Below are 14416 nucleotides of genomic sequence, written 5' to 3'. Positions count from 1 at the left end.
GTGGTGTCGTGCCGGCCCTCGTCCGGCTCAGGTGCGGTAGGCGTTGCCGTCGAGGCCGTGCGGCCGGCCGGCGGCGAGCAGGGTCTCCCAGACGGGCTCCGGCAGCGGCACGCCCTCGGCGAGGCGCTCGGCGCGCATGCGCCGCTCCGGCTCGCCGGGCAGCAGGACCTCGGCGCCCGGCATCGGCTTGGCGCTCTTGAAGAAGTCGAGATAGGCCCGCGTCTCGACCGCGAGGGCATCCTCGGTGCCGAGGGCGGTCGGCGTGACGTAGATCGACAGCATGCCGTTGCAGATCCGCCGCTGCCCGGGGCCGGCCGTGCCGGAGCCGGTGAGCGCGCCGGCGAGGAGCTCGCACATCAGCGCGAGGCCGGAGCCCTTGTGCTCGCCGAAGGCCCGGATCGCCCCGGCGCCGCGCTGGTTGTCGCGCTCGACGCCCTCCAGCGGGCCGAACAGGGTCGCAGGGTCGGCGCTGAGGCGGCCGTCCGGCTCGATCAGCGCGCCCTCGGGCAGCGGCTTGCCGCCCCGGGAGGCGACGAGCACCTTGCCCTCGGCGACCAGCGACGTGGCGAAATCGAGGATGATCGGGTCGCCTTCCGGGACCGGGAAGCCGGCCGCGAAGGGGGCCGTCGAGAATCGGCGCTCCACGGATCCGAAGGGTGCCACGAGGAGGCTCCCCGCCACGTTGACGAAGTGCACCGAGACGAGCCCCGCCGCCGCCGCCCGCTCGGCCCACTCGCCGATCCGGCCGATATGCCCGGCGTGCCGCAGGGCGATGATCGCGACGCCGTTCTCCCGCGCCTTGGCGATCCCGAGATCGGTGGCGAAGGGGCCGGCCGTCTGCCCGAACCCGTAATGCGCGTCCACGAGGGCGAAGTTCGGCGCGTCGGTGACGATCTCGGGCGTGCGGCCGGCCTCGACCTCGCCCGCGCGCAGCCACTCGACGTAGCGGGTGACACGGACGACGCCGTGACTGTCGTGGCCGGTGAGGTTCGCCGCCACCAGGAAGCGGCCGATCCGCTCGGCCTCCGGCTCGGCGCAGCCCTCGCGCACGAAAATGTCCCGCACGTAGGCGGTCAGCCTGTCGGCCGGAATCCGCATCCCGTCTCTCCCTCGCCGCGCTTCACCGAGCGCGTGCGGGATGAACCTAGCGTCCTCGCACGTGCAGGGCGAGCACCGGCGGGTGACGGCGGCCGCCACCTGTCGTCCCCACGGAACCGGTCACGGCCCGGACGGGGCGGGCCCGGGCGGATCGCCGTAGGGGAAGAAGTCGGCGGCCCGCATGTGCGCGTAGGCGAGGTGATCGAGCCGCACCGTGCCGAGGAACGGTTCCGGCGGCTCCACCAGCAGGATCGTGCGGGCGTAGCCGCCGTCGTCGAAGCCGCGCCGGAAATGCACCCGCGATTTGATCGCCACGATGTCGAAATCCGCCGGCTCCAGGCCGAGACGCCACAGCTCGTCGGGCTCGACGATCTGCGCGAGCTGCGGGCTCAACACAAGGACGTTGCCGGCCCCGAACGCGACGCAGATCCACGTACCGCCGCCGCCGCTGCCGGCGACGCCCGGCTCCGGCGCCTCGACCACGCGCAGCACGGTTCCGGCGATCCGCACCGGATCGCCCGCGGACGGGTCACCGCCGCCGCCGACCGGCGCGTCGAACGGGTCGCCCGCCGCGAAGGTCCCCGCCGCCGCGATGTCGGGCGACGCCACGGTGGCGACCAGGGTGCGGGTGAGGCCCTGCCGGAGGATCTCGCGCAGCAGCCAAGTCGCCCGGCCGGACCGGTCGCTGTGGTCGGCGAGGACCACAGGGGCGGCGCCCTCCGCCACCGCCGCCCGGGCGAGCCGGACGCCGTCGGCGATCGTGTGGATCCGCGTCGCCTCGAGGAGCGCGCGCCGCCGCCGCCAAGCGAACTCTGCCACGTCCCGCGCCACCCGCTCGGCGAGGGCCGGGTCGTCATTGGTGATCGCCTGCACGGTCATCCCGGCGTCCGGGGCGTCGCCCCACGGAAAGCCGAAGTAGACGTTGACGTACACGTCCGGCTCGCGCGCCTCCCAGACGAGGGCCCGCTGCACGAGATCGGACCAGGGCGCTGCGCCGGTCCACTGCACCACGGTGGGCGAGAGGATGGGCACCTTGAAGGTCCGGTGCGCGGGCCGGAATTCGCCGCGCACGGCGCGCACCAGCATCCGGGCGGCGCGCTGCCCCTGGAGGTGGCCGTCGTAGTGCGGGAAGTACTTCACCGCGAAGGCCATGTCGGCGTGGTCGAGGAAGGCCGCATCCTCGTTGCCGTGAAGGTCGAAGGTCCCGACCAGGATCGCCCCCTCGCCCACCGCGGCGCGGACTTGCCGGGCGATGTCGGCCTCCGGCCGGGGGACGCCGCGCACCGCCATGGCGCCGTGCAGGGCGAGGTAGACGCCGTCGAACGGCCCCCGCGCCCGCAGCTCCTCCGCCATCCGCCCGAGGAAGTGCGCGTAGGCGTCGGCGGTGATCCAGCCCGAGGCGGTGCCGGTGCGCGGCCAGAGCGGCGAGGTGATCCCCACCAGCTCGACGCCGTCGTATTCCCGCGCCACCTGCACGAAGCCGCCCATGTATCCTTTGGGATCGGTGGCGAGGAGCGCGGCCCCGGCGGCCGGCGAGCCGGGATAGACGAAGTCGTCACGGGTCGTGTCGTTCGGCAGGAACGTCACGGTCTCGTGGGTGAACTGGAGGACGGCAAGGCGCATCGATGGTCGGCTCTCTGGGATCCGTGTGACGGTCAGGAGATCTCGCGCACCAGCTTGGCGACGAGCGAGCGGCCGAAAGCCGCGAAACTCTCGGCGGTCATCACGAAGGCGCCCTCTCCGCCGATGACGACGCTCCGGTAATACGCCGCGAGACCGCCCGCCGGGTTGGTGTGCTCCTTCAGGAAGGCCGGCATCCCCTCCGGCTCGGTGAGGATGACGATGCCGTTCACCGTGATGCCGGCCGCCACGGCCGCGTCGCGGGCCTCCGCGATGGGGCGCCCGGCATTGCCGGTGCCGTCGCCCGAGATGTCGATCACCCGACGGTCGGCGCGGAAGGGCGCCCGGGCCAGCAGGTCCGCGGCGAAACCGATGGCCGACCCGATGGCGGTGCGTCCGTAGAACGGCCGCGGCGCGGCGCGCAGGCGCGCCGCGAAGGCGGCAGCGTCCCGCGCCGAGGAAATCACCATCCAGTCGACCGCCACCTGCTGCTCGCCGGGCCCGGCCCAGTCGAACAGCACGACGCCGATGCGCCCGGTCGGGCCGTCGCCGATGGCGCGCAGCACGCGCGGATCACCGAAAGCCTCGGCGTAACCGCGGCGCTCGAGATCGAACCGGGCCTCGCTGATGCTGAGCGACACGTCCACCGCGAGGACGAGGAGGAGGTCGACGCTCGCATCCGCCGCGCGGGCGGGACGGCCGACCACCGACAGGGCGGCGAGCATCCCGGACAGGAACGGGCGTCGCCGCATGGCCGACCCTCGAACTCGGGCGCCCGCGCGGGACGGCGGGCAGCCACACCCATGCAACGAGCCTGCCGACCCGCCGGTTCGGACCGTCCGGCCGCACCGCGCGAAGGTTCCACCCGCGCAGCGCGGATCCGCGCCGCTTTCGGCCGCATCACACGCCGGAGCGCCCGCCCTACCTGCCGCGGATCGGGGCGCCGCCGGCGCCGCCAGCCAGAGTCAGTCGACATGCAGCGTCTTCGCCGAATCGGTCGCGCCATCGAGAACGGGATCGTCGGAGCCGTGACCGGGACGGTCGCCCTCGTCAGCCGGATGATCGACGGGCTGATCGGGCTGGTGGGTCGCCTGTCCGAGCGCCTCGACGCCAAGTTGGCGTCGCTCGCCGACGAGTCCCGGGCGCGCCACCGGCGCGAGGGCCGGCGGCAGATCGACCCGATCTCGCTAGAGTAGCGGGCGCGTACAGGCGTCAGAGCCCCGGGCCTTTGGCGGCGCCGAAGATGCGGCCCGGCTTGCCGTCGGCCGCACCCTGGAGAAGCACGACCCAGCTGTCCGCATCGGCGACGCGGGCCTGGATGTCGGGCACCTCGAAGCGGGCCGGCTGGCCCGTCCAGGGACCGAGGCGCTGCATGCCGCGGACGACGTTGACGTAGGTCGCCGTCCGGCCGCCATTCTCCCCGGCCTGGATCGCGATGGCGCGGCTGCGCAGCACGGGCACCAGCCAGACGTCGCCGCGGATCTCGGTCCTGGCCTCCGGGGCCGCCCCGACCTCCACCAGGATCCGGTCGCCCTTGGTCTCCCCGCGCACCGGCACCGGCAGCCCGCCGTGCTGGCAGGCATCGCGGATCAGGCGCTCCAGGGCCGGCCGGTCGGACCCGACGGCGAAGCCGTTGCCGTCGACCACCACCTGGGGCGTGAAGACCTGTCGGGCCCCGCGGCCCCGCGCGTAGGCGCGCTGACGCTCGGTCAGCGGACGCAGCGCCAGCGTGTCCTTCCAGCCGAGGTAGTCCCAGTAGGTCACCGGCAGGGTCAGGGCGATGACGCCGGGCTTGTGGGCGAGGTCGCGCAGGACCGGGTCGGCGGACCGGCAGGCGCCGCAGCCCTGGCTGGTGAAGAGTTCCACCACGGCGCGAACGGGCTCGGCCCGCGCCGGTATCGCGGCCAGCGTCGCGCAGGCAAGCAGCGCGGCGCGGAGCGCGCGGCGGTCGCGGGTCGGGGCGCGGTGCCGGGGCGTCATCGATCCATCAGACCGTCTGCGAAGCCGAAGGTGAAATCACGTTGGCTTGAGAGGCCTCTACCTTCGGTTGAAGTGGCGCCGGCGCAACTCTCGGCTTGGGCAGCATATCGGGCCGCCAGCGACGATGCATCCACAGCCACTGGCCCGGATTCTCCCGCACCCAGCCCTCGACGACGGCCGTCATCGCCTGCATCGCGCCGGCGACGTCAACGGTCCCGTCGGCGGCCCTGGGCAGGTCGAGGGGCGGCGTCAGGTCGAGGCGGAAGCGGCCCTCCGGCAGGCGCACGACGCGCACGCCGTGCACCGGGCAGTCATAGTGGCGGGCGAGCTTGGCCAGCAGCGGGTTGGCGAGGCACGGCCGGCCGAGAAATTCCACCACGACACCGCGTGTGAAGTGCTGGTCGATCAGCTGGCCGAGGTGGCCGCCGGTCTCGACCACGTCGCGCATGGCGAACACGGCACCCGGCGTGGAGGCGGCAAGGCCGCCCATCGTCCGGCGGCGGACCTCCTGGACGAGGCGCGCGGCCGCGGGATTGTTCGGCGGCCGGAATACCGCGGTGGCATCGAGGCCGAACTTGGCCGCGCAGATCGCCGGCAATTCCCAGTTCGCCAAGTGCGCCGAGAAGATCAGTCCCGGCCGGCCGTCGTCGCGCAGGGCGTAGAAGTGCTCGATCCCCGTGACCTCGGTTCGCAACGCGCCGGTGGCGGCGGGATCGTAATCGAACAGGGTGTCGAGGTGGGCGTACTCGGCCCCCGTCCGCCCGAGATTGTCCCAGGCCTCCAGGGCGATCCGCGTCCGCTCCGCCTCCGGCATGTCGGGGAAGGCCGCCCTGAGGTTCGCCATCGCGGTGCGGTGCGCCGGCAGGAGCGGGCCGAGGGTGCGCAGCAGCGCGGCGCCGAACGCCGTGGACCGCTCCGGCCCGAGCACGCGCGCCAGCAGTACCAGGGCGCGGATCACCGGAATCATCGCGAAGCCCGCGAGACGCGGGTACGACCGTTTGAGCAGGAGGGCGAGACGCAGCACGATCGATTCCAGGGATACGGTACGGGCGGCCCCCCAGCGACCCGTACGGCGACGTTTACGCCAAGTCTGTCGCGGCGCGAAATGCAGATCGCCGCCTACGGTCCGGTGTCGCGCCGTGCCGGTGTGCCGTGGCCGGCGCTACAGGCTGACGAGGATCTTGCCGAAGACCCGGCGCGATTCGAGTCGCTCCAGCCCCTGCGCGAAGTCCGCCAGCGGGTACACGGTATCGACAACCGGTCGAATACCCGCGTCCATCTTGGCGAGGGCCTGACCGATATTCGCGAGCGAGCAGCCGAACGAGCCGGTGATGCGGTACTGCTGCTGGAACAGCTGCATCAGGTTCATCGTCGCCGAGACGCCCGAGGTCGATCCGCAGGTCACGAGGCGACCGCCGCGCTTCAGGCAGAGCAGGGAGCCGTTCCAGGTGTCGGCGCCGACGTGCTCGAACACCACGTCGACGCCCTTGCGCTTCGTCAGCCGGCGGACCTCGCCCTCGAAACGCTCGGTGCGGTAGTTGATGACGTGGTCGGCGCCGAGTTCTGCCGCCTTACGGCCCTTCTCGTCGTCGCCGACCGTCGTGTAGACCGTGCAGCCGATCGCCTTGGCCATGCGGATCGCCGCGGTGCCGATTCCCGAGCCGCCGGCATGGACCAGGACGCTCTCGCCGGGCTCCAGGCGGGCGTTGTCGAACAGCATGTGCTGGACCGTGCCGAAGGCGATGCCCGCGCAGGCGGCGTCGGTGTCGCTGACGCCGTCCGGCACCTTCACGACGAGGCGGGCCGGCATGGTCACGAGCTCCCGGGCGAAGCCGTCGAGATGGAAGCCCATCACGCCGGACACGTCCTCGCAGAGGTTGTCGCGCCCCTCGCGGCAGGCCTTGCACCGGCCGCAGGTCATGGCGCCGTAGGGCACGACCCGGTCGCCCGCGACGAGGCCGGTGACGCCCGCCCCGACCGACTCGACGGTCCCGGCCGCCTCCGCGCCGACGATCAGCGGCATCTTCCGCTTGGCGAAGGCCATGCCGCGGAAGCCCCAGACGTCGATGAAGTTGAGGCCGACCGCGCGGATGCGGATCCGGACCTCGTCGGCCCCGGGCGCGGGCGGCGGCTCGATCTCGGTGAGGCGCAGGTCGCGGTCGCCGAACAGCTGGAGGGCTCGCATCGTGTCTCTCGTCACTCCGGCGCCAGATAGCGCCGCCGCGCCCACCCCAGGGCGCGTCCGGCCTTCACCCGGCACCACGTGGTGCGGCTCGGCGTGTCGTTGGTGCAGCCGAAGACCAGGGCGCGGGTCCGGATCTCGCCGACCTGCTCGGCGGACGGGTCCGGCTCGGCGCGGACGCTGAGCGGCTCGCCCGGCGGCAGGCCGGAGACCCGGTAGACCTGCGGCTCCGCCCGGGCGTGGCCCGGGGCCAGGAGAGCCGCGCCGCAGAGGGCGGCGGTGAGGGCGAGGCTGGCGCGCATCGTCAGGGTCGTCCGGTTCGGCGGCGCCACCGTCAGGTCCGGTGGACACCCATCATGGCGGTCAGGCCGCCATCGACGGGCAGCACGGTGCCGGTGATGTAGGATGCCCCCTCGCCCATCAGGAAGGCCGCCAGCGCCGCGACATCCTCGGGCCGGCCGAAGCGGCCGATCGGAATCTGGCGCTCCATGCCGTCCCGGTAGGCGGCGTAGCGCTCCATCATGGCGGTGTCGACGAAGCCCGGGGCGATCACGTTGACGGTCACGCCGCGCTTGGCCGTCTCCATCGCCAGGGTCCGACAATACGCGATGAGCGCGCCCTTGGTCGCCGCGTAGGCGGCGTTGCCGGCATTGGCCCGCAGGGCGGCGACGGACCCGATCGCCACGATGCGGCCCGCGCGCGCGCGGGTCATCTCCCGCACCAGCGCCTTGGCGAGGCGCGTCAGCGAGAAGAAATTGACCTGCATGGCGGCCTCGGCCCGCTCCTGATCGAGCATCGCCGCGAGGGCGTCGCAGGACTGGCCGGCATTGTGGACGAGGCCGTAATAGCCCGTCGCCTCGGCGGCCTCGCAGAACAGCTCCAGCCCCGCCCGGTCGGCGAGGTCGACGGCATGGGCCGCGAACGGCCGGTCCGGGTAGGTCACCCGAAGCTCGGCCAGCAGCACCTGCGCGGTCTCGGCCGAGGCGCGGTAGGTGAAGTCGACGCCGAGACCGGCACCCGCCAGGGCGCGGACGATCGCGGCGCCGATCCCGGACGCGCCGCCGGTCACGAGGACCCGGCGCGGTGTGACGGCGACGCTCACGCGGGCTCCGCGCCGAGGACCAGGCAGGTGTTCTGGCCGCCGAAGCCGAACGAGTTCGACAGCACGGTCCGCACCGGCAGGTCGCGGGCAGTCTCCACGATGTCGAGGGCGATGGTCGGGTCCGGCACCCGGTGGTTGATGGTCGGCGGGATGCGGCCGTGGCGGATCGTCAGCAGCGAGACCGCCGCCTCGATGGCGCCAGCCGCCGTCAGGGTGTGGCCGATCATCGACTTGTTGGAGGTGACCGGCAGGGCGGCAGCGCGGTCGCCGAACACCGCCGCGAGGCCCAGGGCCTCCATCTTGTCGTTCTCCGGCGTCGACGTGCCGTGCGCGTTCACCGTGTCGACCGCCTCGGCCGCCACGCCGGCATCGTCCAGACTCGCCCGGATCGCCGCGATGATCGGGGCGCCGTCGGGGCTGGAGCGGGTGCGGTGGAAGCCGTCGCCCTTCTCGCCGCAGCCGAGGACGTAGCCGAGGATCTCGGCGCCCCGGGCGACGGCGGCCTCGGCGTCCTCGAGCACGAGGGCGGCCGCGCCCTCGCCCATGACGAACCCGTCCCGGTCCTTCGAGAACGGCTTCGAGGCGGTCGCGGGGTCGTCGTTGCGGGTCGAGAGCGCGGAGAGCAGCGAGAAGCGGATCAGCGATTCCGGGTTCACCGAGCCGTCCGTGCCGATGCAGAGCGCCGCCGCGGTCTCGCCGCGCCGGATCGCCTCGACGCCGAGCTGGATCGCCGTGGCCCCCGACGAGCAGGCGGTCGAGAGCGAGATCGGGGAGCCCTTCGTGCCGAAGCGGTCGGCGATGCGGTCGGCGACCGTGCCGAAGATGAACAGGTCGTGCCAGGGATCGAAGCGGCGCGTCGCCGCCGCCCGCAGGAGACCGGCGTAGTCGACCGGACCGTCGCCGCCCGCGGCCTCGGCCAGGGCCTGGCGCTGGGGCCACTCCATCTCGACCGGTGGGACCGCGATGAACAGGGCGCCCGGGAAATCGCCCCTGGCGCCGATCCCGGCCTGCGCCACCGCCTCCTCGGCGGCGACGGCGGCGAACCGCTCGGACAGGAGCGGCGCGACGAGGGGGTCGGTGTCGAGGAAGTCCACCGTCCCGGCGATGCGCGTGCGCAGGTTGTCGGTCGGGAACCGCGCGATGGCGTGGATACCCGACCGGCCCTCGGTCATGGCCGCCCAGGTGTCGGCCTGTCCCTGACCGAGGGAGGAGACGACGCCGAGGCCGGTGACCGCGACGAGCGGCCGGCCCCTGGCGTCGCGGTAGGATCGCGCGCTCATGGAGCGGTCCTTACGGGATTTTCCGCCGCGGTACACCTCCGCGCGGGTGGTGCCGCGCGCGGGGCACCGCCGTGACGGCAGGGCGGCTCAGGCGCCCGGCGCGTTGGCGAGGCGGAGCACGGTCTGCAGCAGCACGTCGGCGCCGGCCGCGCAGTCGCCTTGCGTGGCGGATTCCGACTCGTTGTGGCTCACCCCGTCCTTGCACGGCACGAAGATCATCGCGGCCGGAACCTTCGCGGCGAGGTTGCAGGCGTCGTGGCCGGCGCCCGAGATGATCCGGCGGCGCGGATGCCCCAGGCTCTCGGCGGACGCGTCGATTGCCGCCACGACGGCGGGGTCGAACGGCACCGGCTCCTTCCGCCAGATCCGGGTCAGCGCGATCTCCAGGTGGCGCCGCGCCGCGATCTCGGCCGCCGCCTCACCGAGCGCCGCCTCCATCGCGTCCAGGGTCTCGGAACGCGGGTCGCGCACGTCCACCGTGAAGGCGACCCGGCCCGGCACGACGTTCCGGGAGGGCGCCAGGATCGCGGCCTCGCCGATCGTCGCCACCGCGGAGGGCGCGTGGCCCAGCGCGATCCGCTCAGCGGCCAGGGCGAATTCCGAGAGCGCGAGCAGCGCGTCGCGGCGGCGCGGCATCGGCGTCGTCCCGGCGTGGCTCTCGAAGCCGGTGATCACGCCGTCGAACCACATGATACCCTGGCCGCCCTCGACCACGCCGATGGTCTTGCCCTCGGCCTCCAGGATCGGACCCTGCTCGATGTGCAGCTCGACGAAGGCGCCGATCTCCCGGGTGCCCACGGCCTCGACGCCGCGATAGCCGATGGCGTCGAGGGCCTCCGCCACGGTGGTGCCGGCGGCGTCGCGCTTGGCCAGGATCTCGTCCGTGGTGAAGTCGCCCGCGTAGGCCGCCGAGGCCATCATGGCGGGGGCGAAGCGCGAGCCCTCCTCGTTGGTCCAGTTGACCACGAGGAGCGGCGCCTCGGTCTCGATCCCGGCATCGTTCAGGCTGCGCATCACCTCCAGCCCCGCCAGGACGCCCAGGACGCCGTCGAACTTGCCGCCGGTCGGCTGGGTGTCGAGGTGCGAGCCGAAGGCGATCGGCTTCCGGCTCATGTCCCGGCCCGGCCGCAGGGCGTACTGCGTGCCCAGGGCGTCGACCGACACGGTCAGCCCGGCCGCCTCGCAGGCCTCCCGGAACCAGTCGCGGACCTGGCCGTCCTCGGCCGAGAGCGTCAGGCGGTTGATGCCGCCGGCCGGCGTGCCGCCGAATTCCGCGGTCTCCAGGATCGTCGCCCAGAGGCGCGCACCGTTGGCGCGCAGGTTGTGGGTCTTGCTGAGGCTCATCTCGGCCATGCCGGTTCCTTTCACGGCGGGTCGCCGTGCGACGCAAACGTTATGGGGCGCCAGCCCCTTGGCAGCGCTCCCACCTCACAATTCCCGCGGCGAGCAACCGCGATGCCAACCGACCCGGTCAGGCCGGCGGTCGCCGCACCGGGTTGGCGCGCAGCAGAGCGATCGCGTCGACCCGGAGGGCGACGGCGATCTCGCCGAGGGCGCCCGCCTCGATGTTGCTGATCCCGTCCTGGTCGGCGACGTCCGCGGCGATCAGGAAGACGTTCTCGCGCTGGTTCGCGGGTCGCTCGGCGACCGCCGCGACGTGGCGCAGGTTCTCGGCCCGGCCGAGCCGGGTGCGGGCCCGGGCGATGCCCTCGTAGAGCTCCGTCTCCAGCATCAGCGCGTCGTAACCCTTCATCAGGACCGGGTCGGCCTTCAGGCCGTGCAGGGCCGCGTCGAATTCCGGGCCCGCGACCTCGCCGTCGGCCACGATGACGTTGGCGGCGGCCGAGACCGCCGCGAGCATCAGCGCCTTGTCACCGGCATAGGCCGTCACGGTACGGCCGACATGGCCGAAGAGGTCGCGCAGGAGGCTCATTCCGGAGGTTCGGCCGCGGAGTCGGGGTAGCTGCTGGGACGCGAGGGATAGCAGAGGACGACACGGAGGGAACCCGTCGCCGCGCGACCGGCCATATACGCGGGCGAAACCAGCGGCCAGACATCCTTCGGCAACATGGCCATGCGACTCGTGTGGGCGACCGCGTCCTCGAGCGCGGCCGACGGACCGCGGCCTCGACGATCCCCCCTCAGCCGAGTCCGCGCCCGTCGTCACGCCGCCGGAGCGATGTTCGGGTGCCCCCCAGGCCCGGACTTCGAGCCGGCGGCGGTCTCCGCCGCGAGATGATCGACCACTGCCGACAGCGCCGCGCGCTCCCGCGCGCCCGACCGGCGCGCGGCCGCGAAGACGGCCATCTGCCGGTCGGCGCTCGTCCCCTCCGCGACGATCCGCGACGCGTGCGCGCAGGCCGCGCCGCAGCCCAGGGCATCGGCATCCTCGGCGATGTCGGCGAGCAGGGCCTCGACCGCTGCGGCGACCGGCACGGCCCGGACCCGCGCCTCGTCGATGAGCGTCGCGCGGACGCCGTCACACTCGGCTCGCCAGAGATTCTCCAGGACGAAGCCGCGAGAGGCCGCGGTCAGGCCGGCATTGAGCCGCCTGTCCCCGACGACCCGGCGAACGAGGCAGCGGAACAGCGCGGCGATGCAGAGCGCGTCGTCGAGGCGCGCGCAGCTGTCGGCGATTCGCAGCTCCAGCGTCGGGTACTTCACGGACGCGCGCACGTGCCACCAGAGATAGCTGGCATCCGCGATGGCACCCGAGCGGGTCATCACGTCGACGTAGCGGGCGTAGTCGTCGGCATCGGCGAACAGCTCGGGCACGCCGGTGCGCGGCAGCTCGGCGTAGGCGCGCATCCGGTAGCCGGCGAGACCGGTCTGCTGCCCCTGCCAGAATGGTGACCCGGTCGAGAGCGCGAGCAGCACCGGCAGGTAGGGCAGCAGCCGGTTGATCAGCCCGATCCGTGCCGCGGGATCCGGCACCTCCACGTGGACGTGGAGGCCGCAGACGAGGTTGCGCCGGCCGAGCATCCGGAGGTCGGCCATGATGCCGTGATAGCGCGCCTTGTCGGTGGGCCGCTGGTCGCGCCACCGGGCGGTCGGATGCGTGCCCGCCGCGAAGGTCAGGATGCCCCGCTCGCCGCCGATCTCCGCTAGGCTCGCGCGCAGGCCCGCGAGATGCGCCCGCGCCTCCGCGAGGTCGGCGGTCGGCGGCGAGGCCACCTCCACCTGGCACTGGAGCTGCTCGCGCTCGGCATCGTCGAGGCGGGCCCGCACGGCGGCGTGGAAGGCGCGGAGGCCGGCGCGCGGTGTGCCGCGCGTGCGGGCATCGGCCAGGAAGAACTCCTCCTCGATGCCGAACCTGTAGGCGTGGGCCATCCGCGCTCCCTGCCCCGGACGGGCCGATCGTTGTCCGGCGAACGCCGCCGCACCGGCCGGGTTCCGGCCGGACCGGCGGCGCGAAAAGCCTCAGCGCCAGAAGGGCTTGACGTCGAGGAGCTCGGACCGCGCGTCCGCGGCCGCGTCCAGCAATTTCTGTGCCCCAGGATCGTCCGGACCCGGCATCGGCGGCCCCGACAGGCTCTCGGTCATCGTCCGGGCCGTCTCCAGATCGTTGAGCGCGCCGAGATGGTCCTGCAGGTCGGAGAGCGCGGCACCGAACTTCTCCTGCCGGCGGACAGCCTTCTTCTTCCGGTAGAGACCGGCGAAGAACTCCGCGCCGTATCGGAGCTTCTTGGCGGCGATCCGCGCCCGGTGCCGCGTGTGCGGATCGAGGTGCCGGAGGCCTCGGCCGCGCTTCTTCAGGCGCGCCCGCGCCTTGTCGAGGACCTGCGCGGCGAAGTGCCGTCCGTCGACGGCCGCGTCCGGCCCGGCTGCCCACGACCCCGCCTCGACCCAGCCGGCGAAGTCGATGATGAGCGCGCGCCACTGCGGGTTCTCCAGGGTCGCCGACACCGCGTCGTACGCGGTGGCGCGCTCCGCCTCCGCGCGAGCGCGCAACGCGTCGAGGCCGGGCTCGTCGGGGCGCTGCTCCGCGATGTCCGGCAGCGTGTCGCTCAGGAACACGTCGAGGTTGCGCGCGTGGCCGAAGGGCTCGGTGACGCGCTTGATCTCGTCATTGAAGGCCGCGGCCCGGGGATCGGTCTCCAGCATGGGTCCGAAGAGCGACAGCGCCGAGCGCAGGCGGCGCAGGGCGACGCGGATCTGGTGGAGCGCCTCGGGCGGCCGTCCCCCCTCCAGGAACGCGGTCTCATTGAGGCGCATGTGGCGCAGGCAGGCGCGTGCCACCCGGCGGAAGACCTCCCCGGCGCTCGCGCCCTCGGGCAGCTCCACCGGCTCGGCCTTCACGACGCCCGGCCCTTTCCCGTCGAGAAGCGCGTAGCCGACCGCGCTCTTGGCCTTCACGCCCAGGCGCAGCGGTACGGTCTCGGCCAGCTCCCGCGCCAGCGCGAACAGGTCTGCCGGCTCGCCGGACTGGAGTTCCAGCTCGAGTTCGCAGAGCGGCGCGTCGCCGGACGCGGTCTCGACCCTGCCCTCGTCGAGGGTGACGAGCACGCGAGACTCGCCCTGGATGACCGGAATCTCCCGACGCATCACGACGGTGGCGAACAGTCGCTCCAGCGGCGCGTCGGCCGCGCGCAGGACCGGCTCGGCGGCCGTGTCGGCCCAGGCCGCTGGCTCCGGCGTCTCGCCGGCGATCTCGGTCTCCCACTCGGCCCGATCGAACAGGCCGACGCCGCCGCTCCCGGCCTTCACGGTCTGGATGTGGCGGCCCCCCTTCCCGCGGACGCGCAGGGTCAGACCGGCCTCGCGGAGGGCGCGGTCGGGCGTGTCGTAGTAGGTCGTGACCAGGAGTTCGGGCTCGGTCGCCGACGCGTCCGTCAGCCGGGGATGGGACGCGAGCGCCGTCAGGTCCGGGCCGGCGCAGTCGAGCTTCAGCTCGACCTCGCGGGGCTCCTCCCCGGCGTTGCTATCGGTATCGCTCATACGCTCCTCTTCGTCGCCTGCCACCGCTAACGAGGCAGGGATGGGCTCCGGTTGCATCGGCTCCCATATCGCGCCGCGCGACACCGGCATCGGGGCGTGACCGTCCGACGCACCTGACTCAGCAAAGGGGGCCGCGTTCCCGTCGTCAAGCTGCGACGCCGCTGCTCCGCGCTGCAGATGGATGCTGCGCTGCGTTAAAATCGCGCTTTCCCAGAA

At 73.2% G+C, this 14416-nt stretch carries 14 protein-coding genes; 1 reads left to right on the top strand and 13 read right to left on the bottom strand.

Translation table 11 applies throughout. The annotated features are described in order from the left end of the window. Positions 1–27: 27 nt before the first annotated feature. From ME121_RS04455 to ME121_RS04445, 3 genes are all read right to left on the bottom strand, one after another. A complete protein-coding gene (locus tag ME121_RS04455) occupies positions 28–1098 on the bottom strand; it encodes a malate/lactate/ureidoglycolate dehydrogenase (RefSeq protein WP_059408419.1) in 1071 nt (356 codons plus the stop codon). A 120-nt stretch (positions 1099–1218) separates the two neighbouring features. Next, on the bottom strand, positions 1219–2721 hold the full coding sequence (locus ME121_RS04450; protein ID WP_059408418.1) for a M81 family metallopeptidase: 1503 nt from the start codon (positions 2719–2721) through the stop codon (positions 1219–1221). Between the two features lie 32 nt (positions 2722–2753). Then, positions 2754–3470: a DUF1194 domain-containing protein gene (locus tag ME121_RS04445; RefSeq protein ID WP_024829554.1), complete on the bottom strand. Its 717-nt coding sequence runs from the start codon at positions 3468–3470 to the stop codon at positions 2754–2756. Between the two features lie 222 nt (positions 3471–3692). On the opposite strand from ME121_RS04445, the gene ME121_RS04440 reads away from it, so the two are divergent. After that, positions 3693–3914, top strand: coding sequence for a hypothetical protein (locus ME121_RS04440; protein WP_024829553.1), 222 nt, complete (start codon positions 3693–3695; stop codon positions 3912–3914). 16 nt (positions 3915–3930) lie between these two features. Here the strand turns inward: ME121_RS04440 and ME121_RS04435 are convergent, their stop codons facing one another. The 10 genes from ME121_RS04435 to ME121_RS04390 form a co-directional block, all read right to left on the bottom strand. Further along, the gene (locus ME121_RS04435; RefSeq protein ID WP_012320014.1) at positions 3931–4698 is read right to left on the bottom strand and encodes a DUF1223 domain-containing protein; all 768 of its coding nucleotides are present in this window, start codon (positions 4696–4698) and stop codon (positions 3931–3933) included. A gap of 7 nt (positions 4699–4705) precedes the next feature. Continuing rightward, a complete protein-coding gene (locus ME121_RS04430) occupies positions 4706–5722 on the bottom strand; it encodes a lipid A biosynthesis lauroyl acyltransferase (RefSeq protein WP_059408417.1) in 1017 nt (338 codons plus the stop codon). 138 nt (positions 5723–5860) lie between these two features. Then, complete coding sequence (locus tag ME121_RS04425; RefSeq protein ID WP_012320016.1) at positions 5861–6883, bottom strand: zinc-binding dehydrogenase; 1023 nt, start codon at positions 6881–6883, stop codon at positions 5861–5863. A gap of 11 nt (positions 6884–6894) precedes the next feature. Then, entirely contained in the window at positions 6895–7212 is a 318-nt protein-coding gene (locus ME121_RS04420) for an SH3 domain-containing protein (RefSeq protein ID WP_012320017.1), read from the bottom strand. 2 nt (positions 7213–7214) lie between these two features. Then, positions 7215–7982 carry an SDR family NAD(P)-dependent oxidoreductase gene (locus tag ME121_RS04415; RefSeq protein ID WP_059408416.1) on the bottom strand — a complete coding sequence of 256 codons (768 nt, stop codon included), beginning with the start codon at positions 7980–7982 and terminating at the stop codon, positions 7215–7217. Next, entirely contained in the window at positions 7979–9262 is a 1284-nt protein-coding gene (locus tag ME121_RS04410) for a beta-ketoacyl-ACP synthase (protein WP_059408415.1), read from the bottom strand. The genes ME121_RS04415 and ME121_RS04410 overlap by 4 nt, the downstream gene beginning before the upstream one ends. An 87-nt stretch (positions 9263–9349) precedes the next feature. After that, positions 9350–10615 (bottom strand): Zn-dependent hydrolase, encoded by a 1266-nt coding sequence (locus ME121_RS04405; protein ID WP_012320020.1) that lies wholly within the window; start codon positions 10613–10615, stop codon positions 9350–9352. Between the two features lie 118 nt (positions 10616–10733). Further along, entirely contained in the window at positions 10734–11195 is a 462-nt protein-coding gene (locus ME121_RS04400; RefSeq protein WP_024829545.1) for a tellurite resistance TerB family protein, read from the bottom strand. A 230-nt stretch (positions 11196–11425) separates the two neighbouring features. Beyond that, positions 11426–12592: a carboxylate-amine ligase gene (locus ME121_RS04395; protein ID WP_059408414.1), complete on the bottom strand. Its 1167-nt coding sequence runs from the start codon at positions 12590–12592 to the stop codon at positions 11426–11428. A 90-nt stretch (positions 12593–12682) separates the two neighbouring features. After that, a complete protein-coding gene (locus ME121_RS04390; RefSeq protein ID WP_059408413.1) occupies positions 12683–14200 on the bottom strand; it encodes a CYTH and CHAD domain-containing protein in 1518 nt (505 codons plus the stop codon). Positions 14201–14416: the final 216 nt, after the last annotated feature.

The organism is Methylobacterium sp. ME121, from assembly GCF_000974725.1.
GTDB lineage: Bacteria > Pseudomonadota > Alphaproteobacteria > Rhizobiales > Beijerinckiaceae > Methylobacterium > Methylobacterium radiotolerans.
Note: the sequence above shows the minus strand (reverse complement) of the source record. Positions and strands in the feature narration are given on the sequence as shown.